At 37.3% G+C, this 25371-nt stretch carries 22 protein-coding genes and 1 pseudogene; 9 read left to right on the forward strand and 14 right to left on the reverse strand.

Features of this window, described 5'->3' with window-relative positions:
• Positions 1 to 27: 27 nt before the first annotated feature.
• Both cls and rsgA read right to left on the reverse strand, forming a co-directional pair.
• The gene (cls, locus tag MKY27_RS08565) at positions 28 to 1476 is read right to left on the reverse strand and encodes a cardiolipin synthase (protein ID WP_339199497.1); all 1449 of its coding nucleotides are present in this window, start codon (positions 1474 to 1476) and stop codon (positions 28 to 30) included.
• Between the two features lie 379 nt (positions 1477 to 1855).
• Positions 1856 to 2917, reverse strand: a complete 1062-nt coding sequence (gene rsgA / locus MKY27_RS08570; protein WP_339199499.1) for a ribosome small subunit-dependent GTPase A — start codon at positions 2915 to 2917, stop codon at positions 1856 to 1858.
• 369 nt (positions 2918 to 3286) lie between these two features.
• On the opposite strand from rsgA, the gene MKY27_RS08575 reads away from it, so the two are divergent.
• The 6 genes and pseudogenes from MKY27_RS08575 to MKY27_RS08600 all read left to right on the forward strand — a co-directional run bounded on the left by MKY27_RS08575 (position 3287) and on the right by MKY27_RS08600 (position 6579).
• A complete protein-coding gene (locus MKY27_RS08575) occupies positions 3287 to 3802 on the forward strand; it encodes a GNAT family N-acetyltransferase (protein WP_339199502.1) in 516 nt (171 codons plus the stop codon).
• A gap of 8 nt (positions 3803 to 3810) precedes the next feature.
• Positions 3811 to 4413 carry an FMN-binding negative transcriptional regulator gene (locus MKY27_RS08580; RefSeq protein ID WP_339199504.1) on the forward strand — a complete coding sequence of 201 codons (603 nt, stop codon included), beginning with the start codon at positions 3811 to 3813 and terminating at the stop codon, positions 4411 to 4413.
• A gap of 133 nt (positions 4414 to 4546) precedes the next feature.
• Positions 4547 to 5074 (forward strand): YceI family protein, encoded by a 528-nt coding sequence (locus MKY27_RS08585; protein WP_339176523.1) that lies wholly within the window; start codon positions 4547 to 4549, stop codon positions 5072 to 5074.
• A 190-nt stretch (positions 5075 to 5264) separates the two neighbouring features.
• Entirely contained in the window at positions 5265 to 5591 is a 327-nt protein-coding gene (locus MKY27_RS08590) for a hypothetical protein (protein WP_339199507.1), read from the forward strand.
• 44 nt (positions 5592 to 5635) lie between these two features.
• A pseudogene (locus MKY27_RS08595) lies at positions 5636 to 6308 on the forward strand (HAD hydrolase-like protein).
• Between the two features lie 7 nt (positions 6309 to 6315).
• Positions 6316 to 6579 carry a translation initiation factor 2 gene (locus MKY27_RS08600; protein ID WP_339199509.1) on the forward strand — a complete coding sequence of 88 codons (264 nt, stop codon included), beginning with the start codon at positions 6316 to 6318 and terminating at the stop codon, positions 6577 to 6579.
• A 54-nt stretch (positions 6580 to 6633) separates the two neighbouring features.
• Here MKY27_RS08600 and MKY27_RS08605 read toward each other — a convergent pair whose 3' ends face one another.
• The 7 genes from MKY27_RS08605 to MKY27_RS08635 all read right to left on the reverse strand — a co-directional run bounded on the left by MKY27_RS08605 (position 6634) and on the right by MKY27_RS08635 (position 13056).
• Positions 6634 to 7203: a hypothetical protein gene (locus tag MKY27_RS08605; RefSeq protein WP_339199511.1), complete on the reverse strand. Its 570-nt coding sequence runs from the start codon at positions 7201 to 7203 to the stop codon at positions 6634 to 6636.
• A 237-nt stretch (positions 7204 to 7440) separates the two neighbouring features.
• Entirely contained in the window at positions 7441 to 8175 is a 735-nt protein-coding gene (locus MKY27_RS08610) for an alpha/beta hydrolase-fold protein (protein WP_339199513.1), read from the reverse strand.
• A gap of 9 nt (positions 8176 to 8184) precedes the next feature.
• Positions 8185 to 8970 carry an ABC transporter ATP-binding protein gene (locus MKY27_RS08615; RefSeq protein WP_339199516.1) on the reverse strand — a complete coding sequence of 262 codons (786 nt, stop codon included), beginning with the start codon at positions 8968 to 8970 and terminating at the stop codon, positions 8185 to 8187.
• A gap of 6 nt (positions 8971 to 8976) precedes the next feature.
• Positions 8977 to 10005: an iron ABC transporter permease gene (locus MKY27_RS08620; protein ID WP_339199518.1), complete on the reverse strand. Its 1029-nt coding sequence runs from the start codon at positions 10003 to 10005 to the stop codon at positions 8977 to 8979.
• Positions 9995 to 11005 carry an iron ABC transporter permease gene (locus MKY27_RS08625; protein ID WP_339199521.1) on the reverse strand — a complete coding sequence of 337 codons (1011 nt, stop codon included), beginning with the start codon at positions 11003 to 11005 and terminating at the stop codon, positions 9995 to 9997. Before MKY27_RS08625 ends, MKY27_RS08620 begins: the two co-directional genes overlap by 11 nt.
• A gap of 130 nt (positions 11006 to 11135) precedes the next feature.
• On the reverse strand, positions 11136 to 12128 hold the full coding sequence (locus MKY27_RS08630; RefSeq protein ID WP_339199524.1) for an ABC transporter substrate-binding protein: 993 nt from the start codon (positions 12126 to 12128) through the stop codon (positions 11136 to 11138).
• A 118-nt stretch (positions 12129 to 12246) separates the two neighbouring features.
• Entirely contained in the window at positions 12247 to 13056 is an 810-nt protein-coding gene (locus tag MKY27_RS08635; RefSeq protein WP_339199527.1) for an AraC family transcriptional regulator, read from the reverse strand.
• A gap of 249 nt (positions 13057 to 13305) precedes the next feature.
• Between MKY27_RS08635 and MKY27_RS08640 the strand changes: the two genes are divergently transcribed.
• Positions 13306 to 13644, forward strand: coding sequence for a GlpM family protein (locus tag MKY27_RS08640; protein ID WP_339199529.1), 339 nt, complete (start codon positions 13306 to 13308; stop codon positions 13642 to 13644).
• A 76-nt stretch (positions 13645 to 13720) separates the two neighbouring features.
• Here the strand turns inward: MKY27_RS08640 and MKY27_RS08645 are convergent, their stop codons facing one another.
• Positions 13721 to 15073: a TraB/GumN family protein gene (locus MKY27_RS08645; RefSeq protein ID WP_339199532.1), complete on the reverse strand. Its 1353-nt coding sequence runs from the start codon at positions 15071 to 15073 to the stop codon at positions 13721 to 13723.
• A gap of 323 nt (positions 15074 to 15396) precedes the next feature.
• On the opposite strand from MKY27_RS08645, the gene MKY27_RS08650 reads away from it, so the two are divergent.
• A complete protein-coding gene (locus MKY27_RS08650) occupies positions 15397 to 15870 on the forward strand; it encodes a YusW family protein (RefSeq protein WP_339199536.1) in 474 nt (157 codons plus the stop codon).
• A 146-nt stretch (positions 15871 to 16016) separates the two neighbouring features.
• Here MKY27_RS08650 and MKY27_RS08655 read toward each other — a convergent pair whose 3' ends face one another.
• A complete protein-coding gene (locus MKY27_RS08655; protein ID WP_339199537.1) occupies positions 16017 to 17807 on the reverse strand; it encodes an S-layer homology domain-containing protein in 1791 nt (596 codons plus the stop codon).
• Between the two features lie 253 nt (positions 17808 to 18060).
• On the opposite strand from MKY27_RS08655, the gene MKY27_RS08660 reads away from it, so the two are divergent.
• The gene (locus MKY27_RS08660) at positions 18061 to 20568 is read left to right on the forward strand and encodes an EAL domain-containing protein (protein WP_339199539.1); all 2508 of its coding nucleotides are present in this window, start codon (positions 18061 to 18063) and stop codon (positions 20566 to 20568) included.
• A 59-nt stretch (positions 20569 to 20627) separates the two neighbouring features.
• Here MKY27_RS08660 and MKY27_RS08665 read toward each other — a convergent pair whose 3' ends face one another.
• The 3 genes from MKY27_RS08665 to MKY27_RS08675 are packed head-to-tail and all read right to left on the reverse strand — an operon-like array spanning position 20628 to position 25370.
• On the reverse strand, positions 20628 to 22442 hold the full coding sequence (locus tag MKY27_RS08665) for an ABC transporter substrate-binding protein (RefSeq protein WP_339199542.1): 1815 nt from the start codon (positions 22440 to 22442) through the stop codon (positions 20628 to 20630).
• A gap of 19 nt (positions 22443 to 22461) precedes the next feature.
• On the reverse strand, positions 22462 to 23958 hold the full coding sequence (locus MKY27_RS08670) for an ABC transporter permease (protein ID WP_339199545.1): 1497 nt from the start codon (positions 23956 to 23958) through the stop codon (positions 22462 to 22464).
• Positions 23959 to 23972: 14 nt separating this feature from the next.
• Positions 23973 to 25370 (reverse strand): ABC transporter permease subunit, encoded by a 1398-nt coding sequence (locus MKY27_RS08675; protein ID WP_339199547.1) that lies wholly within the window; start codon positions 25368 to 25370, stop codon positions 23973 to 23975.
• Between the last annotated feature and the right edge of the window lies 1 nt (position 25371).

Here is a 25371-nt window from a genome sequence, read left to right on the forward strand (position 1 = left end):
AGCCTTTGGAATTGGCTAGCTTCAGCTTTATAAAATTGGTGATAATAAACGCGAAACGGATTCTCGAATTTTCGTCCAAGTTCTGCGTTCGTCATATTGCTCCTTCGTTAGTTCAAAACAGTCTTTAATATCTGCTTCAAACAGCTCTCTGCATTTTTTTGCCAAATCCGCATCATAAAGAATGGCGTTAATTTCAAAATTCAGGCTAAAACTGCGGACATCAATATTAGCCGTACCAATTGTCGCCACTTCATCGTCAATGACAATCATTTTTGCATGAAGGAAGCCCTTTTTATAACGGTACACTCGACCGCCAACCTCCAATAAGTCGCCGCTGTATGCTGAATTGGCTCCGTATACGAAAGCATGATCGGTTACTTCGGGCGTCATAATGCGCACATCCACACCTGATGATGCAGCGATCTGAACCGCATGCATAAATGGTTCGTCCGGTACAAAATATGGCGATTGAATGTAAACATACTTTTTGGCACTTAAAATCATCCGAATATAGCTGTTTTTGATTGATTCAAAATCCGTATCAGGGCCACTCGACACAATTTGAACAGGTGTGTCCGCATCTACTGTAAACGTTGGAAAATATCTTTGTTCGATTTCAGTCAGCTCTTCTTTTCTCGCCTGGTACCAGTCAAATAGAAAATGCGCCTGCATGTTATAGACGGAATTGCCTTCAATTCTCAAATGCGTATCGCGCCAATACCCGATATCGTCATCCAGACAGGCATATTCATTCCCGACATTAAATCCGCCGATATATCCTACCTTGCCGTCAATAATAATGAGTTTCCGGTGATTCCTAAAATTGATACGCGGGTTAAACAGCTTAAAATACGATGAAAAATACGCTTCCACCTGTCCACCGGCATCCGTTAATTTTTTCAGATCCTTTTTGCGTAATGTACGCGAACCTAAATCGTCGTACATCATCTGCACTTCAATGCCCTCTTTTGCTTTTTTAACGAGCGCATTAAAAATACTTTTACCGACATCATCCATTTTATAAATGTAGTACTGAATATGAATGGTCTGTTTAGCATTTTCGATATCTTCAATGACCGAACGGAATTTTCCCTTTCCTTCCGCCAATATTTGGACATCATTTTTCGAACTCAGTAATGAATGATTATAATCGACATTCATCTTAATTAATGCAGCATGCTTTTTAGTAATGGCATTCGGAAATTCGTATGTCCCTTCTTCCAGCGCATTCTTTTGATCCTGGAATGTTTCCAGTGATTCCTCCTGCTGGACCGCATGCCATCGTACAAAATGTTTCTTCTGTAAATTCCGACCGATCAGTAAATATAAAATAAAACCAAAAATCGGCAAGAAAAAGAGCACAAATAACCATGCCCATGTAGAGGAAGCACTTTTTCGGCTGATGAAGATTAATACGAGGGCAAACAGTATATTTAAAGCAAATATGGTGACGGTTAAAATACCAGTGACTGTCATGAAATTCATCTCTTTTCATTATTTAATTATTAAGAGAAAGCAACTACTAAATGTTATTAATTACTAGTTTTCATTCTACTATTTTACTATTCCCTGTAAATATGCATTTGAGACATATAAACGCATATTTTATAACAATCGATTCACTTTTCGGGTGAGAATTGTAATAACATTGAAAATGAAAATACCGCTTACCTGATAGTAAGCGATAACAAGGTTAGATACTAATCTCCAATTCGTCATTTTTGAAGCGATCATAGTGCTGTAATCTCTTTACTTCATTAAGTATAGCTCAATCTCCCTTATATTCAATGACTGCTCAAGTTAATAGAACGCACCAAAAAAGCAGATGCACAAAGTCTGTACACCTGCTTGTGATTTATCTCGTTTTCTTAATGCTTTTTGATAGTTGCTTCCATTTACGTTTTTCCGCAAGCTGGGCATCGGTATTCGCCTTTTTCTCGATATAGGCAAGTTCCCGCTGCAGTTTAAAGAAGCTCGTCAACCTTGCAGCATCAAGTGCCCCTTCTTCAACTGCCTGCAATACAGCACAACCGGGCTCATTTTTATGCTTACAATCACGAAATCTGCAGTTTTCTGTAAGCTGTTCAATATCGGAAAAACTTGCAGTTAGACTGTCCCCCTGATCCCAAAGCTGCAACTCCCGCATTCCAGGAGTGTCAATCAGGCAAACACCGGATGGTAAAACAACAAGTTCCCGGTGTGTCGTCGTATGGCGGCCTTTTGCATCATCTTCACGAATTGTGGACACTTTCATTTGTTCTGTGTTTAACAAAGCGTTCGTAAGTGTTGACTTCCCTGCACCGGAAGATCCGAGTAATGCGGCAGTTTTCCCTTCAGTTAACAACGCATTTAATGAAGCCATTCCTTCACCAGTCTGCGCGCTCACCGTCAAAATATCCACACCGAAAGCAACCGATTCAATTTCTTTTAAATAAGGTGTGACATCCACGCATAGATCCGCTTTTGTTAAGACAATAACCGGTGTTGCCCCTGAATCCCATGCAGCAACTAAATAGCGTTCCAAACGGCGTATATTGAAGTCATCATTTAAACTCATAACAAGTAAAATGAGATCAACATTTGTTGCCACGATTTGTTCATCGACTTCAAGGCCCGCCATTTTTCTTGTGAATTTGGATTTCCGGTCAAATAAATGATGAATAATGGCACGCTCTTCTCCCGGCATTTGTTCAATAATGACAAAATCGCCAACAGCCGGGTAATCTTTTCTTGAAAAGGCGTGGTACGCAAAGTTTCCGGACACCGTTGCCAAATATTCGCCCTGTTCTGTCAGGACGCGGTAAGAATGTTTATGTTCGAGTATGACGCGACCAACAAGCTTTGTCGTCGTATCAACCGATAATGTTTGAAGTTGTGACTCAAAAAATGCTGTAAAACCTAATTGTTTTAAATTCAATGGAATTGCCTCCTAATGGCGTATGATCGTGTTTTTGTTTTTCAGGCAAACAAAAAAACTTTATGACCAGCAATTTTGCCAGTCATAAGGTTTCATACGCACAGTAAAGAAGCGTGACTCTTCTATTTTAGAAGGCACTATTGTGGCGAATGTCATATGACAAGCATAATTGCATTGTTTCAATCTCATGTAATTTTGTCATATTCATCACCATCTCTCTCCATTAATTATTCCAACTATAACAATAGATAGAATCTTTTGTCAATACCGTTCTCAACTATTTTTTACCAAAGTATCGGTTTACATCTCTTTAAAAGATTGGGAAAATGTAAAGCGAGGAAAAAACACAATTATTAAGGAGTAATCATTATGAACATTCACCTAAAACAATGTACTACCGAAAATTTAGACGCTTTACAAACAATCAGCCGGGATACGTTTTATGAGACTTTCCATGATCAAAATAACGAGGAAAGTATGACCGTATATTTGAACACCGCTTTTTCAAGTGAAAAACTGACAGCTGAGCTCGAAAATAAACAGTCGCTATTTAAATTACTTTATGTAGATGAAGAACTGGCAGGTTATTTAAAGATCAATACAGATGAGGCACAGTCTGAATTGTTAGGACCAGATACCCTGGAAGTTGAGCGAATTTATATTTTAAGCCGTTTTCAGAAGCTTGGCTTAGGGAAAGTATTGATGGATGAAGCAATCAAATTAGCCAATGAAAAGAACAAAAACAAAATTTGGCTTGGTGTGTGGGAAAAAAACCTGAATGCCATTGCGTTTTATGAAAAAGCAGGCTTTAAAAAAACGGGTTCCCATTCTTTTTTCATGGGTGAAGAAGAACAAAACGATTTCATTATGACAAAACATTTGTGAGGTTAATGATGTTTATTCCAAAGCAGTATCAGTTAACAGATGAACAAAAGATTCATCAAATTATTAAAGAATATAGTTTTGCGACAGTTGTTTCCATTCATCAAGGCGTACCGGAAGCGACTCATTTACCGCTCTATTTAAGTGAAGACCGAAAGTTTCTATACGGACATTTTGCCCGTGCCAACTCTCAATGGAAAGATATTCTCGATCAACAGGTACTCGCCATATTTAATGGCCCGCATAGCTACATCTCTTCTTCCTGGTATGAAACGAAAGATTCAGTTCCAACCTGGAATTATGTAACCGTCCATGTAAAGGGCCATATCGAAATGATGGAGGATGAAGAAGAAATCCGTCTATCCCTCCAACGTTTAATTGAAAAATACGAGAGGCCGAATAGCTCCTATGATGTAAATGCTGTGGACGCCAAATATATGAACGGGTTATTGAAAGGCATTGTGCCGTTCAAACTGCGAATCAGCTCCATTGATGCTGCTGCAAAACTGAGCCAAGGTCATTCAAAAGAACGACAAAAACTCGTCATCGATGAATTACTAAAACGAAATGACGGTTTTGATGAAGATATTGCAAAATTAATGATGGAAAATTAATGCGTGCCTAAATGTTGGAATTATTCAAATAGTCTTATATTTTAATTGACACTTCTACCCTATTATGGTAAATTTATCTCGAATTCAAGGTAAAGAATTTCTTGGGTTTCATAAAAGTTGGGAGGAATTTATCATGGCAAAATGGCAAATCGATCAGGCACACTCAACAATTGGTTTTGAAGTCAAGCATATGATGGTATCGAAAGTTAAAGGTCAATTCACTAATTATTCAGCGGATGTAGAAGTTGATAATTTAGAAGATTTAACATCGGCAAATATTGAAATTACTATCGATGCGACAAGTATTAATACAAACAATGGAGATCGCGACAACCATTTAAAATCGGCGGAATTCTTTGATATTGAACAATACCCTGACATTAAATTTAAATCGACAAACATCACAAAAGACGGTGACGATTATAAAGTTTCAGGCGATTTAACAATAAAAGATGTGACAAAACCGGTCGTATTTGATGTAGAATATGGCGGTAAAGGAACAAACCCATGGGGTGTAGAAGTATACGGTTTTGAAGCGGAAACGAAAATTGACCGTGAAGAATTCGGTCTTACTTGGAATGCTGCACTTGAAACGGGCGGCGTATTAGTTGGTAAAGATATTAAAATTAAAGTGGAACTTGAATTAAACCCAGCACAATAATTATTATGAATGCGCAGCCGTAGTCATTTTGCATACGGCTGTTTTTTTTGCAACTTCTCCCCTATTAACGGCGTTATATACAAAAACATTATTTTCCAGTTAATTGCGAGGTGTCGTTTTGCGGAACTTTTGGTCTTCCATTCTATTATTTAGTTTCTGTCTAGCTTTTATCGGGGTTTGCTATTATCTAATGACTACAACATTATGGACATTTTCCTATACAACACTTATTGCTGTCGCCCTTCTTTTAATGCTCATTATCTATTCGTTACATCAGGAATATAAACAATTGTCCTGCGTAAAAAAAGTGGTTGCCTTCTTCATAAATTCAACCTCCATATTGATTACATCATTGATTATTTTGTTTTTCACTTTAGAAATCATTGTATATTCATTCGGAGGTTCAGAGCATCTATTAACATCCTATTCACCAAATATGGGCTATACTTTGGAATTCTATGCTTTCGATGCAGGGGCGATGAGATTGTCATTATTAATGGACATGAACTCAATTTAAAAAATGGGGAAACTTTTGGCTATCAAATTTAAGAGGTGAAGATAATGAAAACGGCAATTATTTTTGATATGGATGGTACTTTATTTCAAACAAATCTTATTTTGGAACCGGCGCTCGAACGTACTTTTGAATATTTACGTCAAAAAAAACTTTGGTCAGGTGAAACTCCTATCGAGAAATACCGGGAAATCATGGGTGTTCCTCTTAATGTCGTATGGAAAACGTTATGTCCCGATCATTCCGATACAATACGCGAAAAAAGCAATCAATATTTCCAGTCGGCTCTCATTGAAGAAATTCGTCAAGGAAATGGTGCACTCTATAAAAACGTGTTGACGACACTTCAATCGTTGAGTGAATCCTACCCCTTTATATATTGCCAGTAATGGCGAAACCGCTTATTTACAGGCAATTATATCTACTTTCAATTTAGAACGGTGGATTAAAGGATGCTATAGTATAGATATAATTCCATCAAAAAATAAATCACAACTTGTTGAACGGATATTGAAGGAAAATGATATAGAAAGCGGTTTTGTCGTTGGTGATCGCGTTTCGGATATTAACGCAGCTATTGATAACCGTCTAATTGCCATTGCTGTAAACTTTGATTTTGCACAACTTGAAGAAATAACAAAAGCCCATCATATCGTTGAACAGTTTCCGAAACTAATCGACATTATAAACATCTATCGAACACCTACAGAGGAGGAATAACGATAAAATGACAAACTCGACTAGAAATTCGGATTTGCTTAAATTAAGCAGTATATTTGCGCTCATTGGATTACTTTTAATTGTTTTTAATGGAAGAATTGCCAATACACTCGGCTCTTTATGGATACAATCTCTCAGGGGTATGTCAGATACTAATGAATACATATTTATAAAAACGAGTTATGCCAATGCATCCCTTGTTATCGGCGGGATAATATTGAGCATCAGTTTAATCGCAATGTTGTTCAGCTGGTATCAGCTTAGAAGTTAAAGAAAAAGCGTCGAATTTTAAATTCAACGCTTTTTTTGATGTTTGAACAGAATTTTATTTGTTATCACTTTTATATTTTTCATGAACAGATGTCTCATGTACCGGTTCATCAGGTATACGGTTATACGATTCTTTCTCGGTTTCAACAATTGTTTCTTGTTGCTGATTCCCTTCTACGTGACTGCGTTCATTATAAGATTTCATCTCTTCATCATTACGTTCATCCGGTAAACGGTTATAGGATTCCTTTACAGTTTCAAAAGATTTGTCTGTATGTCCGGTCCCTTCTACATGGCTGCGTTCATTGTAGTCTTTCATTTTTTCTTCATCACGCTCATCCGGTAAGCGGTTATAGGATTCTTTATTCGTTTCTAGGCTTTTTTTTTCCTCGTTTCCTTCGACATGACTGCGTTCATTATAGTTTTCCATTTCCTTATCATCACGCTCATCCGGTAAACGGTTAAACGATTCTTTATTCGTTTTAAGCAATAAATCATCTTTCATTGATTCGTTTTGTACATTTACGTGATTCGTTTCATCAAATTTTTCTACTTTCTCGTCTTTACGTTCATCAGGTAAGCGGTTATATGATTTTTTGTTTGTTTCAGATTCTTTGTTTCCCATTTTGCATTCCTCCTACTATTTCCATGTAGCTAACGATGATTGAAGAGTGATAGTCATCTATTCCCTTAAATATCTACATAAAAACATGCGGTGCAATTGTCTCCGTCTTAAAACATTTCATACTAAAAACCGCCCTTTTATCTAACAGTAAAAGGACGATTTTTATCAATTTGAAGTAAAGCTAAAGAGTTCAACCGTAGTTTGGTTAGTTATAATACAGCCGTTTGTTCCACCTGCTTAGTCATCTGATCTTAAAAATCGTAGAACCCGGCTCATTGTAGTCGGAATGACAGATGCGTGATTTTCGCTTTCTGCTATATAAAATTCACAGTTCATCCATTTCTCAGAAGCCATTGCAGCGAATTTCTGCGCATCATCAACCATATCGCCCTCTTTCCCTCCAACTCCTATGAATATAGGTGCTTCAATAGGATTTTCCACTTGTTGAATTGTCCGAAAAAGCTCATGATCATTCCACCAAATCGATGGGCTTAAAGCTACATATTTATAAAAGCTGTCAGGATAAATTAAATAACTCCACAATACAAATAATCCGCCTAACGAGTGTCCATACAGCGATATTTTCTGATCGTCAACTGCATATTTTTCCTGAAGCATCGGTACAATTTGCTGCAAAATAAAATCCATCAATTGTACTGCTCCTCCAGCCGGAAGCTCCTGCATCACTTTCCCCCTGCGAACAGGAAAATGATAATGAACTGCCGGTGCCGTGAAATCATAAAATCGCTGTTTTGGAATATCCTTTTCATCATGGCCGATACCAACAATAATTGCAGGATCAACCAATGTTTTTTTCCTGTTTCGCAACTGCATTGCCATTGTTTCATACATCAGTTTATTGTAGCGTGTTCCATCCAACACGATGATTACCGGAAACCCTTCTGCCGGAGGGATTTCATTCGGTTCGTAAATGTCCACAATATAAGAATAGCCATTGTACATTGATTGCATTAAATTCACCTATTTCATTAAATTATATGAAAAACAGACGGGCACCTGATGTTCCTGATCAATCATAATCTTAGCGTCAATTTGGAATACACTTTTTAGTATGTCGGCTTTCATTATTTGTTCGGGAGTGCCCGTATGAAGCACTTCCCCCTTTTTCATCGCGATCAGTTCATCTGAAAATCTTGCAGCATGGTTCAAATCATGGAGCACCATAATTATCGTACAGCCAAACGTTCTATTGAGTTGCTGAACAATTTCAAGCACTTCCAGTTGATGTGCCATATCCAAGTATGTCGTCGGTTCGTCCAACAGTAAAATATCGGTCTCTTGCGCCAAAGCCATCGCCAGCCACACACGCTGCCGTTGCCCACCTGAAAGTGCTGCGATTTCCCGGTTTTGGAACTCCAAAGTGTTTGTGACTTCCATAGCCCAATTAATTTTTTCGTTGTCTTCTTTTGTAAGGCGTCCAACATTTTTCCGGTGAGGATAGCGTCCATACGAAATAAGCTCATGTACTTTCAGCTGTCCCGGTGCTGCCGGAGACTGCACGAGTAATGCCAGTTTTTTTGCGATTTCCTTAGTAGACATCGTATTCATGTTTTCATCCTGCAGAAAAATTTCGCCACATTCCTTTTTTAATATACGGCCGATTGTTTTTAATAAAGTAGATTTACCGCAGCCATTCGGTCCGATAATCGTCGTAATCTTACCTGATTGAATGCTCACATTTAAATTTTCGATAATTCTTGTATTCTCATAACCTGTCGTTAAGCTTTCAACTTCAAATGCATACAATATATCTCACCCTTTCGATTTTACAAGCAAATACAGAAAATAAGGAATCCCGACAAGTGATACGACTATCCCGACAGAGAGCTCTACAGGTGAAAAGACCGTTTTTGCTACATAATCTGAAAACACAAGCAATACTGCCCCTATAAAAAGGCTTACTGGCATCATGTAGCGATGATGAATTCCGACTAGCTGTCTTGCAATATGCGGTGCCATTAATCCAATGAACCCTATGCTTCCTGAAACGGAAACACAGGCACTGACAAGTCCGACACTTGCAAGCATTAGTTTAATTTTTTCCTTTTCAATACTAATTCCAAGACTAGTAATCGTCTCTTCCTCCAATTGAAAGTAGTCGAGCAAATAGGCTTTCCGGTAAATATAAATACCTAAAATAATCAGCCATGGCATCATTGCACTAACGAAATACCAGTTGGAATTATAAATGGATCCATTCATCCAAATAGCGGCCGCCTGATAATCCCCTTCATCCATTTTCAATGACCAGAATAAAGTAACCGCACTAAAGCCGGTGTTAATCGCAATCCCTGTTAATATCAGCCTTTGCATATCCATTCGTCCATGTTTATATGAAATGACCAATATAATTGCTGCAGCTATTGCTCCTCCTGCAAAACCAAAAATCGGAACAATTAATATTTTTATAAGGCTGTTTATTTCCACATCAATAAGTTCGACATGGAAGAAAAACATGAAGATAACAATTGCACATCCTGCACCGGCGTTAATTCCGATAATTCCCGGATCAGCAAGCGTATTTTTTGTAATCCCCTGAAGTACAACGCCAGCCATCGCAAGGCCCATACCGACAAGTGCAGCCGTAATGATTCTAGGAAGCCTAAAATCAAAAATGACTAAATCAAATTGTTCTGTTGAATCAATCCGCAGTAAAGTTTTAAATACTTCCGGTGTCGTCATGGTAAACGCACCGCTCGTTAAATGGATATACATTGCTAATAAAAGCATGAAAAACAGTATGCCGATTATAAACAGCCATTTTGTTTTTTTAAGCGTCATATTTTTCACCGCCTTTACGTCGAATTAAATATAAGAAAAACGGTACCCCGATTAGTGCCGTTACTACTCCAATCGGTGTTTCAAACGGAAAATTGATGTATCGGCTTACGAGGTCACAGCCTGCAAGGAAAAAGGCACCCATAACAGCCGAACAAGGAATAATTACACGGTAGTCGACGCCCACAAGCATTCTTACAATATGAGGTACGACTAAACCGACAAAAGCTACTTTCCCGACAAGAGCTACAGCAGTACCCGTCAATATAGCAACAGCTAACATGCTTAATACTTTTACTATTCTTGTGTCCTGCCCCAAGCCGACAGCAACATCTTCACCAAGCGCTGTAATCGTTACAGCACGTGCCAATGAAATTGCCAGTAATAGTCCGATCATTCCAATTGGAACACATAAATAAATTAATTCCATTTCTACCATATGTACTTTCGAGTTGTACCACATTGTAATCGTTTGTGAAATTTGATGATACATCGCAATTGCAGTTCCGGTGCTGCTTATAAATGTACCGATTACCGTACCGATAATTGCCAGTCTTACAGGAGATAGGCCATTTTTAATGATGGATGCAAAACCAAATACAAGTGCACCGCCAAAAAGTGAACCCAGCATAGAAAGAAGGACTAAATTAAAACTTGATATCCCAGGCAAAAAAACAAAGGCCATCGTTATAAAAAAGGCTGAACCGTCCGTTACACCCATAATTGATGGCGATGCAAGGAAATTTCGAGTAACCCCTTGCATAATTGCCCCTGCTGTTGCTAAAAATGCACCAACAAACAATACAGCAAGCGCTCTAGGTACCCGACCAGACCATATTATTTGGTGATCTACATTTTCTTTATCGTAACGGGTAAATGCATCGAGAATCGTTTCAAGCGCTATTGATTTTGTACCCATCGAAATCGACATGATTGTCACAACAACAATCAGAACAGGCAATATTGTTGAAAATAAAATGAAATGCCGGTATGAAAAATTCAAAAATATATGCCTCCTTTTATTGAATAAAAGAAAGAGGCTGCCCGGAAAACCTTTCCGGCACAGCCCTTTCACAGAAATATTGTACAGTCTGTTCTAACTTCTCTGAAGCTGTCTATTGAATAATCCGTGCTTATTTTAGTACGTTCTCATTAAATGCTTTCAGGAAGTTAATTTTTGACCAAGCTGTCCCTCCCTGTGCCAATGCATCTATAAGATTAACATGCACATTATTTGTTTTAGCAGCAGTTGTACTGTTAAAAATCGGATTATCTAAAATCTCCTGTAATAACTCAGGCGTATCTTTATTTTCATCATCAGCAAATTGAAGGAAAATTATATCCGGATTCCACTCTGCCAATGTTTCATATGTAATCGTTGTTTGTGCTTCTATTGAATTCAATTCTTCTGGTACTGTAAAACCAAAATCTTCATAAATAGAAGGGTTTAAATATACTCCAGCAGGATAGACCGACAAACCGCCACGTACACGAATGATTACAACCTTTTTATCTTTCAGCTCACTGTTGGCAATCGATTCTTTCGTACTGGCTAATTGCTTATCATAGTCATCCAATGCTTTCTGTGCTTCTGATTCTTTACCGGCTATTTGGCCAAATAATAATAAATTTTCTTTCCAGTTTATAGAAATATGAGAGTACGGGAATGTCGTTGCTATTTTGTTATAATTCGACATTTGCGCTTCATCCCATTTGCTAGTACCTAAAATTACATCAGGGTTTAAAGAAAGCATTGCCTCGGTACTTGGCTCTTTTTTGGAACCGACAACTGCTGCCCCTGCCAAATCTGCCTCCAAATATTTAGGAATAGTCGTGCCATCCGTAGAAATAACACCCGCAGGCTTTACACCGAGTACTGCAGCATCTTCCATCGCTTCCAAACTTGCTGTAATAATTGTTTCCACATTTGCAGGTACATCATAGTCGTTTCCTAGATAAGTAATTTTTTGTTGTATTGCTTTATCTGCAACAGGTTTTTCTTCACTTGTAACTTGATCTGTTTTATTTTCTGATTCAGCTGCAGATGATGAATCCACCTCATCATTGCATGCAGCAAGCAATAATGCAATTGCCCCTGCACCAATTAATGTACGATATTTCTTCATTATTTTTCCTCCCGTTTTATTGATAACGATTATCATTATCATTTTATTTACAATGTCGATAATATCAAACGGTTGTTTTTACGTACATAGAGTTTTTTACAAAATGAATGGATTTTTGCTAAACAGTTAAATATTGCTTACGGAAATTTGTCGGTGTCATGTGATATTGCTTTTTAAAAACTCGGCAAAAGTAGAATGCATCTTGATAACCGATTAGTTCAGCAATCTCCTTAATCGGAATTGATGTCGTACGTAGCAATTCACGGGATTGTTTTAATCGGATTTCCGTTAAAAATTGAATTGGTGACATGCCGATTTGCTTATCAAACAAATAGGCAAATCTACGACGGTCACACCCTACCTCCTCAGCGATTTCTGCTATTGTTATAGGTAAATTATAGTGTTCGGTTATAAATGTAATCGCCTGGTCCACTACATTGTTTGAAGTTTGCATTTTTGCACAAATAACTATGAATTCTACCAACTGCAGGAACAGAGATTTACATTTCAGCCGGTTCATATCACCCGGTATCTTTTCGAAATGGATTAATTGGTGGACTAAATAATCCAATTTATGATGATGACCAGCTGCGATTTCAAAATGGCCTATATCCAATGAAAAAGGACGGTTTAACATCGCATAATGCAGTACCGTATAATGCCATGGTTCCTTACTTGTAACTTTAATATCAATCGCCATATTAGGTCCGGCATGAAGGATTACTCCTTTATTTATCGCATATACTTCCCCATTCAGTGAAAAATTTGCGCTTCCCGACAGAGTAATAACGAGTCCATTTAAACATGGTGCTGTATTGCGATTGGTATCATGTACATTAGGAGCTAAACTTGTTACAAATAAATCTGCATATTGAATCGCTGAGTTGGCGAAAAATTTTATTAAATCGTTCGTTTGAATTCTCCTCACCCCTTATATTATTCATTACTATGCGAATGATAATCATTTTCAACAAGGGTACACTACTATGACTAGAAAATTCAACATATTTTTACAACTTGAGAGAATTTATGCAATTCTTCTTATAAAATATATTAGAAAATAGACTAAGGAAATCTCGTTTTACATTATTAATTCTATTTTCCGAAAATAATATTGATACATTCAAATCGATGATTTATATTTATTGTATTTTAATGGAATTGAGGTAAGTGGAACGTGTTTTACGTAATTCAATTTATTCTTGGCGGTACAGTGATGCTGCTCGCTTCTTGGTTAAGCAAATCGAATTTGCACTTCTTATCCGGCATAATTACATTGCTCCCGATATTAACGTTGCTTAATATGCGGCTGCAAGTGAAAAATATGACGGATGAAACATTTCATATTGTGCAACAGAACGCCATTTTCGGGGCTGTCGGCATGGTCCTGTTTACTGTCCTTGTTTTTTATTTTTCAGGTTTATGGAAACCTGGATATGCTATTTTAGGAGCCCTTTCAATCTATATCATTTTCATGCTCGCCGGCAGACCTTTGCTTACTATATTGCAATCATAATTGGCATCCTATTATATTCCCCAAAATAAAACGCATGGACCAGTTACGTTCGTAACCAGCTCCATGCGCATTTAAATTATTGATAAAACGGTTTTACTTCATACCCGCTTTCTTTTAAGTGATAGCGGATATTTTTATCAACTAAAAAGTGACCCGCGCCGACAACGACAAAGAAAGTCCCTTTTTGTTCTTCCAATACATCCACAAGCTTTGTCGCCATTTCTGCATCACGTTTACCGAACAGCATCTGGTTGAACTCAGAAGTATCTCCTTCCATTTCACTCAAACTTTCCGCAAACTTTTCTACATCTCCTTTAACCCAATTCGTAAACCAATCAGCCATAAGCTGAACATCTTCTTCGGACTGATCAGCAGGCTCCAAAATACCGTCAAGTGCTGCTACTAAGGATTCTTCCTGTGCTTCTGGCGATAATGCTTCAAACATATCGACTTGTGCGTTGATTCCTTCCAGCTCATAAATAGGTTTTTGCTGTAAGTAGGCGCTTAATAGAAATTGCATATCTACCCCATGCATCGCCATTTCTTCTGCTGTTAACCCAAACGCCCCATCCATCATCATCGACGAAAAATTATTGGAGAGCAGCCATGGCTTTTGCATTTCCAGCTCTTCCATTGGCATTTCAAGCTGTGCAGCGACCTTTTGAAGTTTTGCATATGTTTCTTCACTTACAACTTCTTTAATTGTACGACCATCGTTAAACATCGCTTTTTCAATATAATAATCCATACCAGTAGGATCTAATAAGTTTGCTTCAACAAAAAGGCCGTCCGATTCATCAAAGGCTTTTGTCAGTTTTTTATGCATTGGGTAAAGATCCGGCGTTCCTACATGGATTGAGCCCAGCAAATATACTTTGGTATCTTCATCTTCCACTACCCATGCAACACCTTTCGCGCCTGCATTTGCCTGCTCAAATGTATTCTGGATTAGTCGTACGGCAAAAATAACCGCATGTTGTGTCGTAGCTTTTTGATCGAGCATCAAGCCTTTTTCAGAGCCTTGTAAAACTTTATGTTTCTGCATATATGTTACAGCGTCATCTACTGTATCTAATTTGTATTGACCGACAATATTATAGAGAAGGTTTATAATATCACCACGTGTACCATCGCCTTTAACCGCAACTGGATTAAACTTTTCTTTCTTCTCTAAATTTAAACTTGCAATCTTTTGTTCAGTGAGTTCAATTAAATTATTTAAACGTTCCTTAGTAATCGCTGAACGGAAACCATCATAGTACCATTCAATCGGAAAAATTCCGTATTTTTCGCCTTCATTCAAAGTACCGATTGCCCAGCTGCTTATATCCGGAGTTACTTCATCAGCTTTAACGGCAGGAATAATTGATGTCAGCATCAATGTAGTCCCCAATGTAGTAGCTAAAACGGTTTTAGTCATCTTTTTCATTCAAACATCCTCCTGCATTAGAAAGTCATTCCCAAATTGATTTTATGAAATAAATTGGAGACGCGATGATGAAATTCATAATTGTTAAGTCATTTCCATAAATATCTCATTAAACAAGTGTAACATAAATTTATTTAAATATAGAATATTTTGGAACTTTCCCAACTTCACATACTTTCACTATCCAAGCTGTACTTAACTTTTATTCTAGATAATTTGGCATAAACAAAATTAACTATATTTTACAAAGGGAAATTATGCAGATTATTTTTTTATAATTGGGGTATTTTAAAAAGTAGTTACAAGAAAGGTGGTTTACATTCATGAAAAAATTTGCATTAATTTGCGCACTAAGTACAACTGCATTGTTAGTAGGCTGTGGTGACAGCGAAGAAGCAACCAACTTACCAGACAATGCACCGACAGAACAAAATACGATGAATCAGACAAGTACTGTAACCGAAACAACGGATGCCCCATTTAACTTTACTCACTTTGATTTGGATATCGAATATGCGGATGATAAAAGTTATGATGTGAGTTATGAAAATGAAGCATCCCGAGCGGAAGCACAGATTGAAGATGAAGTAAACAATACGAAGTTAGAAGGTAACGAAGCGACTAACAAATTGGTTCCGATTTTTGAAAGCTTCACATTAGATAAGGATACACCTGATGATGAAGTAATTGATGAAGTACTCCAAAAATTTGAACAACCTGACAGCTTTTTGGAACTGGAATTAGAAATTAAATTTGCAGATGGTACAGTAAAAGAGTACCGCCGCGTAGCACAGTAATAATAAAATGGGTTTGACAGAAGTAAAAATTTTATAAGAACCGATTCTTCAGCCTACTAAAAAGCCGTTTTATCTCCTAGAGAAAAACGGCTTTTTGAGTTAGAGTTAGCCTGCCAATGTCGTATGCTATCCTAACGAAGGCTAAATTAAATCATTTTTGCAATCTGCAAAGTTTTATACAATACTTTGGCCATTTGTGAACGCGTCAATTTTCCATTCGGGTCAAATTGGCCGTTTCCTTTACCATTAAAAATGCCTAGTTCATATGCCGCTGCGACATAATAACGATCAGCTGCTGAAAGCTGTTTAAAATCCGTAAATGGAACCTTATTTAAATCAGGATCTGAAATATGGATTCCTGCATATTGAAGTAATTGTATAGATATAACAGCCGCTTCTTTACGTGTCACAACTTTTTCGGCATTAAAAAAGTTGGAATGTGGCTTTTCAAGTATACCTGCTTCCAATAGAGCTTGAATGGAACTCTCAAACCACTTCCCATGAACATCCTGATAAGTAGAGAATTCATCTGTCGTTATATTCATGGAACGAGCAATCATCGCTGCATATTGTGCCAATGTTACATGTGCATTCGGCTTGTAATACCCGTTCTCTCCTGATACGATTTTCCGTCTCGCCAATTGCTCGATTTCATAGCGATGCCCGTCTGCATGGATATCAAAAAGTTGTACTCGATTATTGATTGCTGTAAATTGTGCAGATGTTTTCGTTTTTATCGAATAGTTATTTGCTATCTTTCTGTAAGGTGTTGCTGCATACTCCCCATCATCATGCAAACGGACAATTGTTGCTGAGGAAGGTAAGCCCTTTACTTCTATATCAATATAGGATGAAAACTCAAAGCTTTCATCATACAAACTTGCCGTAAATAGTATGGATTGTTCATTCGTTTCTTCTATTGTTAACGTTAAAACATCATTATTATTTGTATTTTGTACCGCAGATTTCGGAATTGAAAGTGTAACAGTATCCGATACCGTTATTTTCGTATTCGAATACTTGTTCATTTTGGAAACAGGCAATACTACTGTATACATTTGACCTTTTTTTGTAACTTCTATATTTGACGGATATTGATCTGGCTTGCCGGTTTCATCATAATAATATGGATCCCAGCCAGTAGGCGCATTGCGATGTACTTGTTCGATATACAGTAAATCATGATAATTGGAAACGAAGGTTTGCTGTAAGACATTTAATCCATTGTACATATCACGAACGGCTGATACTTGTTCGATTGAAGAGCTTGTCGACAATTTGGATATTTCGTTTAATACCTGCTGTGCGACTGAACGGTTGTTTGTCGGTGAATAATAGGACTCATATTCACGCTTTTTGTCATTCACCAGTGATGTTAATAACATCCTAAAATCGTATGGCAATAATTGATATGCCAGCATAGCCGTTTCATAATTGTAAACATAATTGCTGTCCTTTACAGATAATTGTTCAAGGTTAAGCTTTACGGCTTTCAATTTATTCAAGTTTTCCATATAATTCTGTAGCTGTAAGTATAAATAATTTGGAATGATCGCTTGCTGAGAAGACGTCAAAGAATGGTAATATCGATTCGCTTCTTCAATATCACGCAAAAAAGTACTGTTTCGTGCAGAAATGGCTGACATTTTATTTGAAAAGGTTGTCAGCACATATTGAGGGTTGTCTGTACTTTGCATGTAGTAAAAAAGTGTCGATGAATTACGGACTTGGTTTTGCTGATAATTTGATAATGCGTAATATGCATTTTTTGCCTCATTTAAATAATATTCGTATGTAGTACTTAATGGATTAATCTGGTCAATGAGTTTTTCCGTGTGTTCAACTTGCCAGTCATTTGCTGCATCTGGGTATGCAGGTACACTGAAGATGACAGCCGGTATTGTAAAAAGTGCCATATATTTTGTTGTTTTTTTCATACGTATAAACTACCTTCCTTTTGAAAACTGTTACAAATAGTTTAGCATAAAATACCTATTCGTTGTATATTTTTCCAATTTTTATTTAATACTCTCAAGATGTACCTTTTGATTAAGTTTTATGTTTAAATAGATTATAATATCGAAAATAGTATTTTTTTATCATATGGTGTAAAATTCGATTGACAAATTGGTGTTATGAAGTAATACGTATCAATGAAATGGATTTTATAGAGGGATGGTGGAAAAAGTAATGGAAAATGATATGAACTACCTCAAATTCAAGCAATTATTTTCAGATCAAAATAAAAGTGAAGAAGTGAATAATGACTTTTTCAATTATTTCACATCTCTTACTAATAATCATCCGAATATTGTTGTTGTATTGTCTAAATTCGGTAAAGTACTTTCATCAAATAGTCAAAAACTCCATGCTTTACTCGGTAAACCAATATTAAATGAAGCGGATTTCCGACAATTTGTTTATGGCGATAATTTGGAGTTACTTCGAAATACTTTTCAAAAAACATTAAAAGGACATTCCGAAAAATGCAATATTGAGATCAGGAATGATCTTAATAATACACTATTTCTCGACCTGACTTTCATTCCGATTATTATTGACGATGAGACTATCGGTATCTATTTGATCGTAACCGATAATACAGATAAAACCTTAATGAAACAGGAACTGTTACTTTGGGAAAATCATTTGAATTATGCGCAGCAAATAGCCGAAATCGGAAGCTGGGAATATCATTTCAAAGAAGACAAGCTAATCTGTTCAAAAAACTTTTATAATATGTTCGGATTGGATTACAAAAAATATATCAGTATTGATGAGCCTTTCAAGCAAATTCACCCTGATGATTTGAATATCTCAATTCAATATTTACAAAAATCCATTCATGAAGGCGAAAACTATACACATAAAGTTCGGGTTTATCATAAAAAAACAAATGAATTAAAATATTTTAAAGTACATGCAGAAGTCTTTTGGGAAGAAGGAAAACCGACGAAAGTCTTTGGCATCATTAAAGATGAAACTTATCAAACTTTGCTGAAAAAGCAATTGATTGAGCAAAATGAAGGCTATAAATCCATTTTTGATAATCTTACTTCAGGGATATGGATGAAGGAAGATATAGGCGGTAAATTCCTCTTTGCTTCTAAAGGTTTAGAGGAAATATTGGAGATTCCCCTCTCCACCCTATATGAAGATTCAAAAGCCTGGCATAATATGATTCAGCCAGTACATCTTACAGAATTGGAAAATGGGAAAAAGAAATTGATGCGCGGGAATAGTTTCCAGTGGATATATCGGATTAACTCCGGGAACGAAAATACAAAATGGCTGCTTGAAGAAGTTGTCCCCCGCCTTGATGATCATGGCCAAATAACGAATATATTCGGTTTAGTGACCGACATTACTTATGAAATTGAAAAAGAACACAAAATCAATTACTTATCCAACTACGATCATCTTACAGGTCTGCCAAATCAGCAAAGTCTGTTTAAACAATTGGACCTCTTATGTGAGAGCGATAATCCATTTGCGATACTTTATTTTGACCTTGACCGCTTTAATATTATTAATGACTCACTCGGCTATTATATCGGAGATAAAACATTAAAGTACGTAGCCAATCGTCTTGAAAAAATAATGCCTAAAGACAGTTATTTAGCTCGTCTGAGCAGCAATGATTTTATAATGATCATCCATAATTTTGAGAATAAAAAAGAAGTGCTTCAATATGCCAAAATGATAATCAAAAAAATAAGAGAACCATTTACGATTGAGGATTACGAGTTAAATATTTCAACTAGTATTGGAATTACCTTCTATCCTGATGAAGGGAAAGAAAAATTGACGCTTTTGAAAAATGCGCACACAGCCCTTCATAAAGCTAAAAAGGAAGGGAAAAGTAATTTTCAGCTTTCTTCTGATGAAGGCGATATATCAAATTATAAAAAATATGCGTTGGATCGGGATATGCGGAAAGCCATATCAAATGAAGAGTTTGAGCTACACTTCCAGCCGCAGGTAGAGACGAGAAATGGTTCTCTTTGCGGTGCTGAAGCGTTAATTCGCTGGAATCATAAAGAATGGGGATTAGTCTCTCCCGGAGAATTTATCCCGCTTGCCGAAGAAAATCATATGATCAATGGAATTACCGATTGGGTGATTGAAAAAGTATGTCAGCTTCTTAAAGAATGGAAGGAAAAAGGATTGCCGATCATCCCGATAGCAATTAATATTCCTCCTATTCGCTTTATGAAAAAAGGCTTGTTACAACATGTTAAGTTACAATTAGAAAAATACGGAATTGATCCGTTCTATCTGGAATTCGAAATTACAGAAGATACTTTGCTGAATATCGAATCGAGCGTATATTTAACAATTCAAAGCCTGAAAGATCTTGGAATTCGCATCGCAGTTGACGATTTTGGTACCGGCTATGCTTCATTAGCTTCGATACGAAAGTTTAAACCGAATAAAATTAAGATCGACAAAATATTTATCGATAATATTAATAACGAGGATAAGGTAGATAACGGCATTATTTGCGCTACATTACATTTGGCGAAATCCTTGGAGATGAATGTTGTTGCTGAAGGTGTGGAAGAGTTTGAACAGCTTAAATTTCTTAAGAAGAATGATTGCGACGTCATTCAAGGATATCTATTTTCCAAACCATTAAAGAAAGAAGCGTTCGAAAATATTCTGAAAGCCGGCTATATATCCCCACAAGTTTCCTAAGCATCACCATTTAAAGAAAAAAACCGAAGCAGCATCCAATGCCGCTTCGGTTTTTTATATTATTTTGATTCGTTATATGCTTTTAAGAACTCTTTTACTTTTGCGCTGTCTGCTTCCAGTTTTAAACCTGTGTCAATTAAAGGTGAAACTGTTGATACAGCCGGCTTTTTCTTACCTTGGTAGTAGCTGATGAACTCTTCTTGGTTGATTGAGTGAAGGACTGCTTTACGTAAGTCTGCAGATTTCGCAGTTTCACGGCCGCTAGTATTGAACAATAAGTACGATACGGCATTGCTGTCAGCTGTTTTTAATTGTAAGTTTTCATCGCCTTCCACTACATCTGTTTTCGTTTCAGGAACTGATTGTAATACGTGGATTTCACCATTACGCAATGCAGATAGTGCACTGTCATTATCCTGGATGAAACGAACACTGATGTTTTCAATTTTCGGCTCATTTTCTGTTCCTGCCTGGTATGCAGGGTTTTTCACGAATGTTGCTTCATAGTCATTTTTCTTCACTAAAATATATGGACCTGATGCTGCTAAATGGTTTGCATAGCTCGCGCCTTCAGTTACAGTTGATTGGTCACCGTATGCGATATCCGTGTTTGGATCATAGCTTGCTACATCAAATGTATTGACTACAGTTACCGCAGCTTCTGATACAATACCGCCAGATTGGTGCGCTAAGTAGTTTAATACTTGCGGGAAAGGATTTGGTGTTGTCAATTTAACAACTTGGTATTTCCCTGATGCATTATCTACATCTTTTTCATCTGTTACAACTTCAGAAATCGCTGCAGGCAGATCATCCGATAATTCTTCTAAAATTGACTTGCCATCTGCAGTTTTCACTGAATCCAATGATGTAATATCCGATACGATTTCCACTGTATCAATATTTTCATGGATTGAATATGTGCGGTGATCCGGTACCGAAGTTTCGTCTTTTGCACGGTTTAATGAGAATACAACATCTTCTGCTGATACTAAATCACCCGTATCAACAGCTTTTTCGCCTTCCACTTTTGCAAAGTTAATATCATCGCGCAGTACGAAATAATATTCTTCATTGTTTTCTGCAATTGCATGGTCGTATGAAAGTGAACCTTCTGATACAACTTCATCTGTATCTGATAAATTCACTAAACGTACATACATATTTGTATTCAATGTATTGATCGAGCCATCATTTGCCTTAACAGGATCAAGTGATGTCAATGATGCCAATGCTTGGTGAAGTACTAATGTTTCAGATGCATTTTTACCTTCATCATTGAATGAAATTGATTCCCATGCCTGAGCACGTGATTTTGGCAGACGTACTGTATCCGGATTCACTTCCGCTTTATAAATACCTTGGAATTTTTGAGAAATATATAATGGTGCAATATAGGCATTGTCGAATACTAAAGCTTGTTCCAGCTCTTTATATTTTTCCTTTGCTTCATCACCCGTTAATGTACTCGCTTCATCGATTAATTTATCGACTGTTTCATCTGAAGTACGGCTGTAGTCCCCGCCTGTTTTGAATAAACCGCGTACTGCATAGTCCGGGTTACCAGTTACAGTCGTCCAGCTTGAAATGGCAATATCAAAGTTTCCGGCATCCTGTTGTGCTGTGAAAGAACCGTAATCCGGTTGGATATTCAGTTTCACATCAAAACCATTCTTCACTAATTGGTCACGCACAATATTCATGTCCTGCTCTGAAGAAGACATACCAAGTAATTCGATGACTGGTTTTGCTCCAGCCGTTTCAGTTGTTGAAGAATCTTTTTCCTCTACATCTGATTTTGTTTCGACACAGCCTGCTAATGCTACTGCTGCCACTGTTGCTGTTGATGCTAACGTAAATAATTTTTTATTCATGAAAAATTCCTCCAAAAAGTTAATTAGATTTTGGGTCCAATGCGTCACGCAGTCCATCGCCGAAAAAGTTAAACGATAAAACAAGCAGCATAATACATAGCCCCGGGAAAATCGCTAAATATGAATGTGATTCTAAATACGTACTTCCAACTTTTAAAATATTGCCCCACTCCGGTATATGCGGTTCAATACCTAATCCGAGGAAGCTTAAACTACTCGTTGAAATAACAGCTCCTCCGATTGTTAAAGTTGCTTTGACAATCATCGGTGCCAGTGCATTTGGTACAATATGTTTGAAAATAATCGAGCGGTCATTTGCCCCTAATGCACGGGCAGATTCAACAAATTCATAGTTTGAAATCTGCAGTACATTTGCCCGCATTGTCCGCGCATATGTCGGGATAGCCCCGACACTTAAAGCGATGATCAGATTTGTCGTATTTGCGCCAAATGCGGCAATGATTGCAATAGCCAGCAAAATTCCTGGAATCGCATATAAAATATCCAATGCACGCATAATCAAATTGTCGGTATTTTTACCGTAATAGCCGGAAATCGCACCGAGCGCCCCGCCGATTATCGCCGGGATGATCGTCGCACAAAAACCGACGATCAACGAAATTTGCGCACCGAATACAATGCGTGAGAACAAGTCCCGACCGAAATTATCGGTACCTAACGGATATTCCAATGTCGGTGTTTGCAGCAGTACTGCATAATTGTTTTCAACCGCAAAGTCATAATCGAATGTCCATGAACTAACAACCGACAAACTGAACATGAAAACGATGAAAAACAGGCCAAATACAGCCATCGTATTGCGTAAGATTTTATTCCATGTTTTTTGCCATTTCTCTACTGCAGAAGGATCTGCATTTCGTGCTTTACGAATTAATGTGATACCTAGTAACAGCGAGAAGAAATTGCCTGTCAATGTTGGGATTAGCAGAACAATTCCAAGCGGCAGCATCCATTTAGGCGCTGTATCAACCGTAACAAACTTTGCGATTAAAACAGCAGCTGCTAAATACAGCAATGCTAGTAGGATAAACCCGCCCATTGCAAGAACAAATGTATCCACTACATATGGTTTGAACAAATTTAGCCCCGAAATCAGGATAATGAATATTTGCGTCATAAAAGCATAAACAGCAAATGTATATTCTGCCGTTTTATTTTTCGATGCGAGCATAAAACCGAATCCAGCAGCAAATACATTCCCGACAAAAATAGTAAATATCAATGGGATACCAAGAAGACGTGTACGCTTTGTCAGTTCTCTGTACTTCGCCAAATCCTTTTTAATAAGCAGTGATGTGAGCCATACGTAAATTGTTGTACCTAGATAGATCGCAAAAAAACCAATTACATACGGTCGCCATATACCTTCTGAAAAATTAAAACTATAAAGTAAAAACAGCAATGAAAAAATCGCAGAAAAAGCAATGGTAAACTGTGCATTTACATACTCTTGTGTTATTTTCAACAGCAGTTTTACATCTGATATAAATTTCACGTCGTTACCCTCTCCTAAGATTTTTTCATTTTCGAACGAATTCGTGGGTCAAAGAAAGCGTATAAAATATCGATCAGCATATTCACGATGGAAATGGTAATTGCAATATAGACTACCCCACCCAAAATTGCCGGAATATCCGGAATAAACTGCTTGTCGACAATATAACTTCCTATACCGCTAATATTAAAGACTTTCTCTGTAACTGCCGCACCGCCGAGCATTCCGCCAAACAACAGTCCAATAACTGTAATAATCGGAATCATTGCATTGCGGATTGCGTGTTTTGTAATTACTTTCCGTTCACTTAACCCTTTAGCTTTTGCAGTAATAATATAATCTTCATGGATGACTTCCAGCATACTGGATCTTGTCATACGGGCAATCGATGCAGTAATCGATGTTCCGAGTACAACAATCGGCAGAACGATCGACATCCAATTTCCCGGATTATATGTAGCCGGGAACCATTTCAGTTCAAGCGAGAACGTCAAAATGAAAATCAGCCCTTGCCAGAAACTTGGTATTGATAAACCGATTAATGCGATTAACATGAATACATAATCGATAAATGAATTCGGACGTACTGCTGAAATAATACCGACCGGAATGGCAATGGCAATCGCCATGAGTAATGAAAACATCGCGATTTCAAGCGTTACCGGAAATTTGTTCAATATGCTCTGCGTTACATCTTCCTTCCCGGCAAAGGATGTTCCTAGATCGAATGTGAACAGACCTGACAGTGAATGCCAAAGCTGCACTAAATAAGGCTGATCTAATCCATATAGCTTATTAAAGTTTTCGACCTGTGCAGGTGTCGCCTCTACCCCAAGCAAATTGCGGGCTGGATCAAACGGCGAAATGTACAAAATCGTAAACACGAGTGTTGCCACCCCAACGATAACGAACACACTCTGTAATAAGCGCTCAAAAATAAAGCGAGCAAATGGATTACTCGTAATAAGTAGTAAAGCATACATCAAAATGCCAGGAATTATCGTAATCAGTAAAAAATACGGACGTTTTAATAGAGTACTAAAATAATTTTTATAGGAGTTTTCCACTACTCCATTTGCCGCGAGTACTTTTTCAACTTCTCGCTCCAATTTTTGCTGAGCAAGCGATTTCGCATTATTGATGATAGTTTGCTCATCGATCTTTTGATTGAAAAACTGAGCTTTTGTCCGTTCTTCTACTTCATATTGCTTATGCCACTCGAATACTTTCTCATCTTCTATTAATTGTCTCTTCACATTCATAGCTTTTTCCGCATACGTTGATTTAGAACGATTTACTAAATAGAACGGAATTGTAAAAATGTGTACGAGCAGACCGAGCAGCACGAAAGCGAAATAATAACCCTTTTTCGAAGCATTTTTTTGAAAGCTTTCAAAAAATAAATGCTGCATG

The sequence above is a fragment of the Solibacillus sp. FSL R5-0449 genome (assembly GCF_037975215.1).
GTDB lineage: Bacteria > Bacillota > Bacilli > Bacillales_A > Planococcaceae > Solibacillus.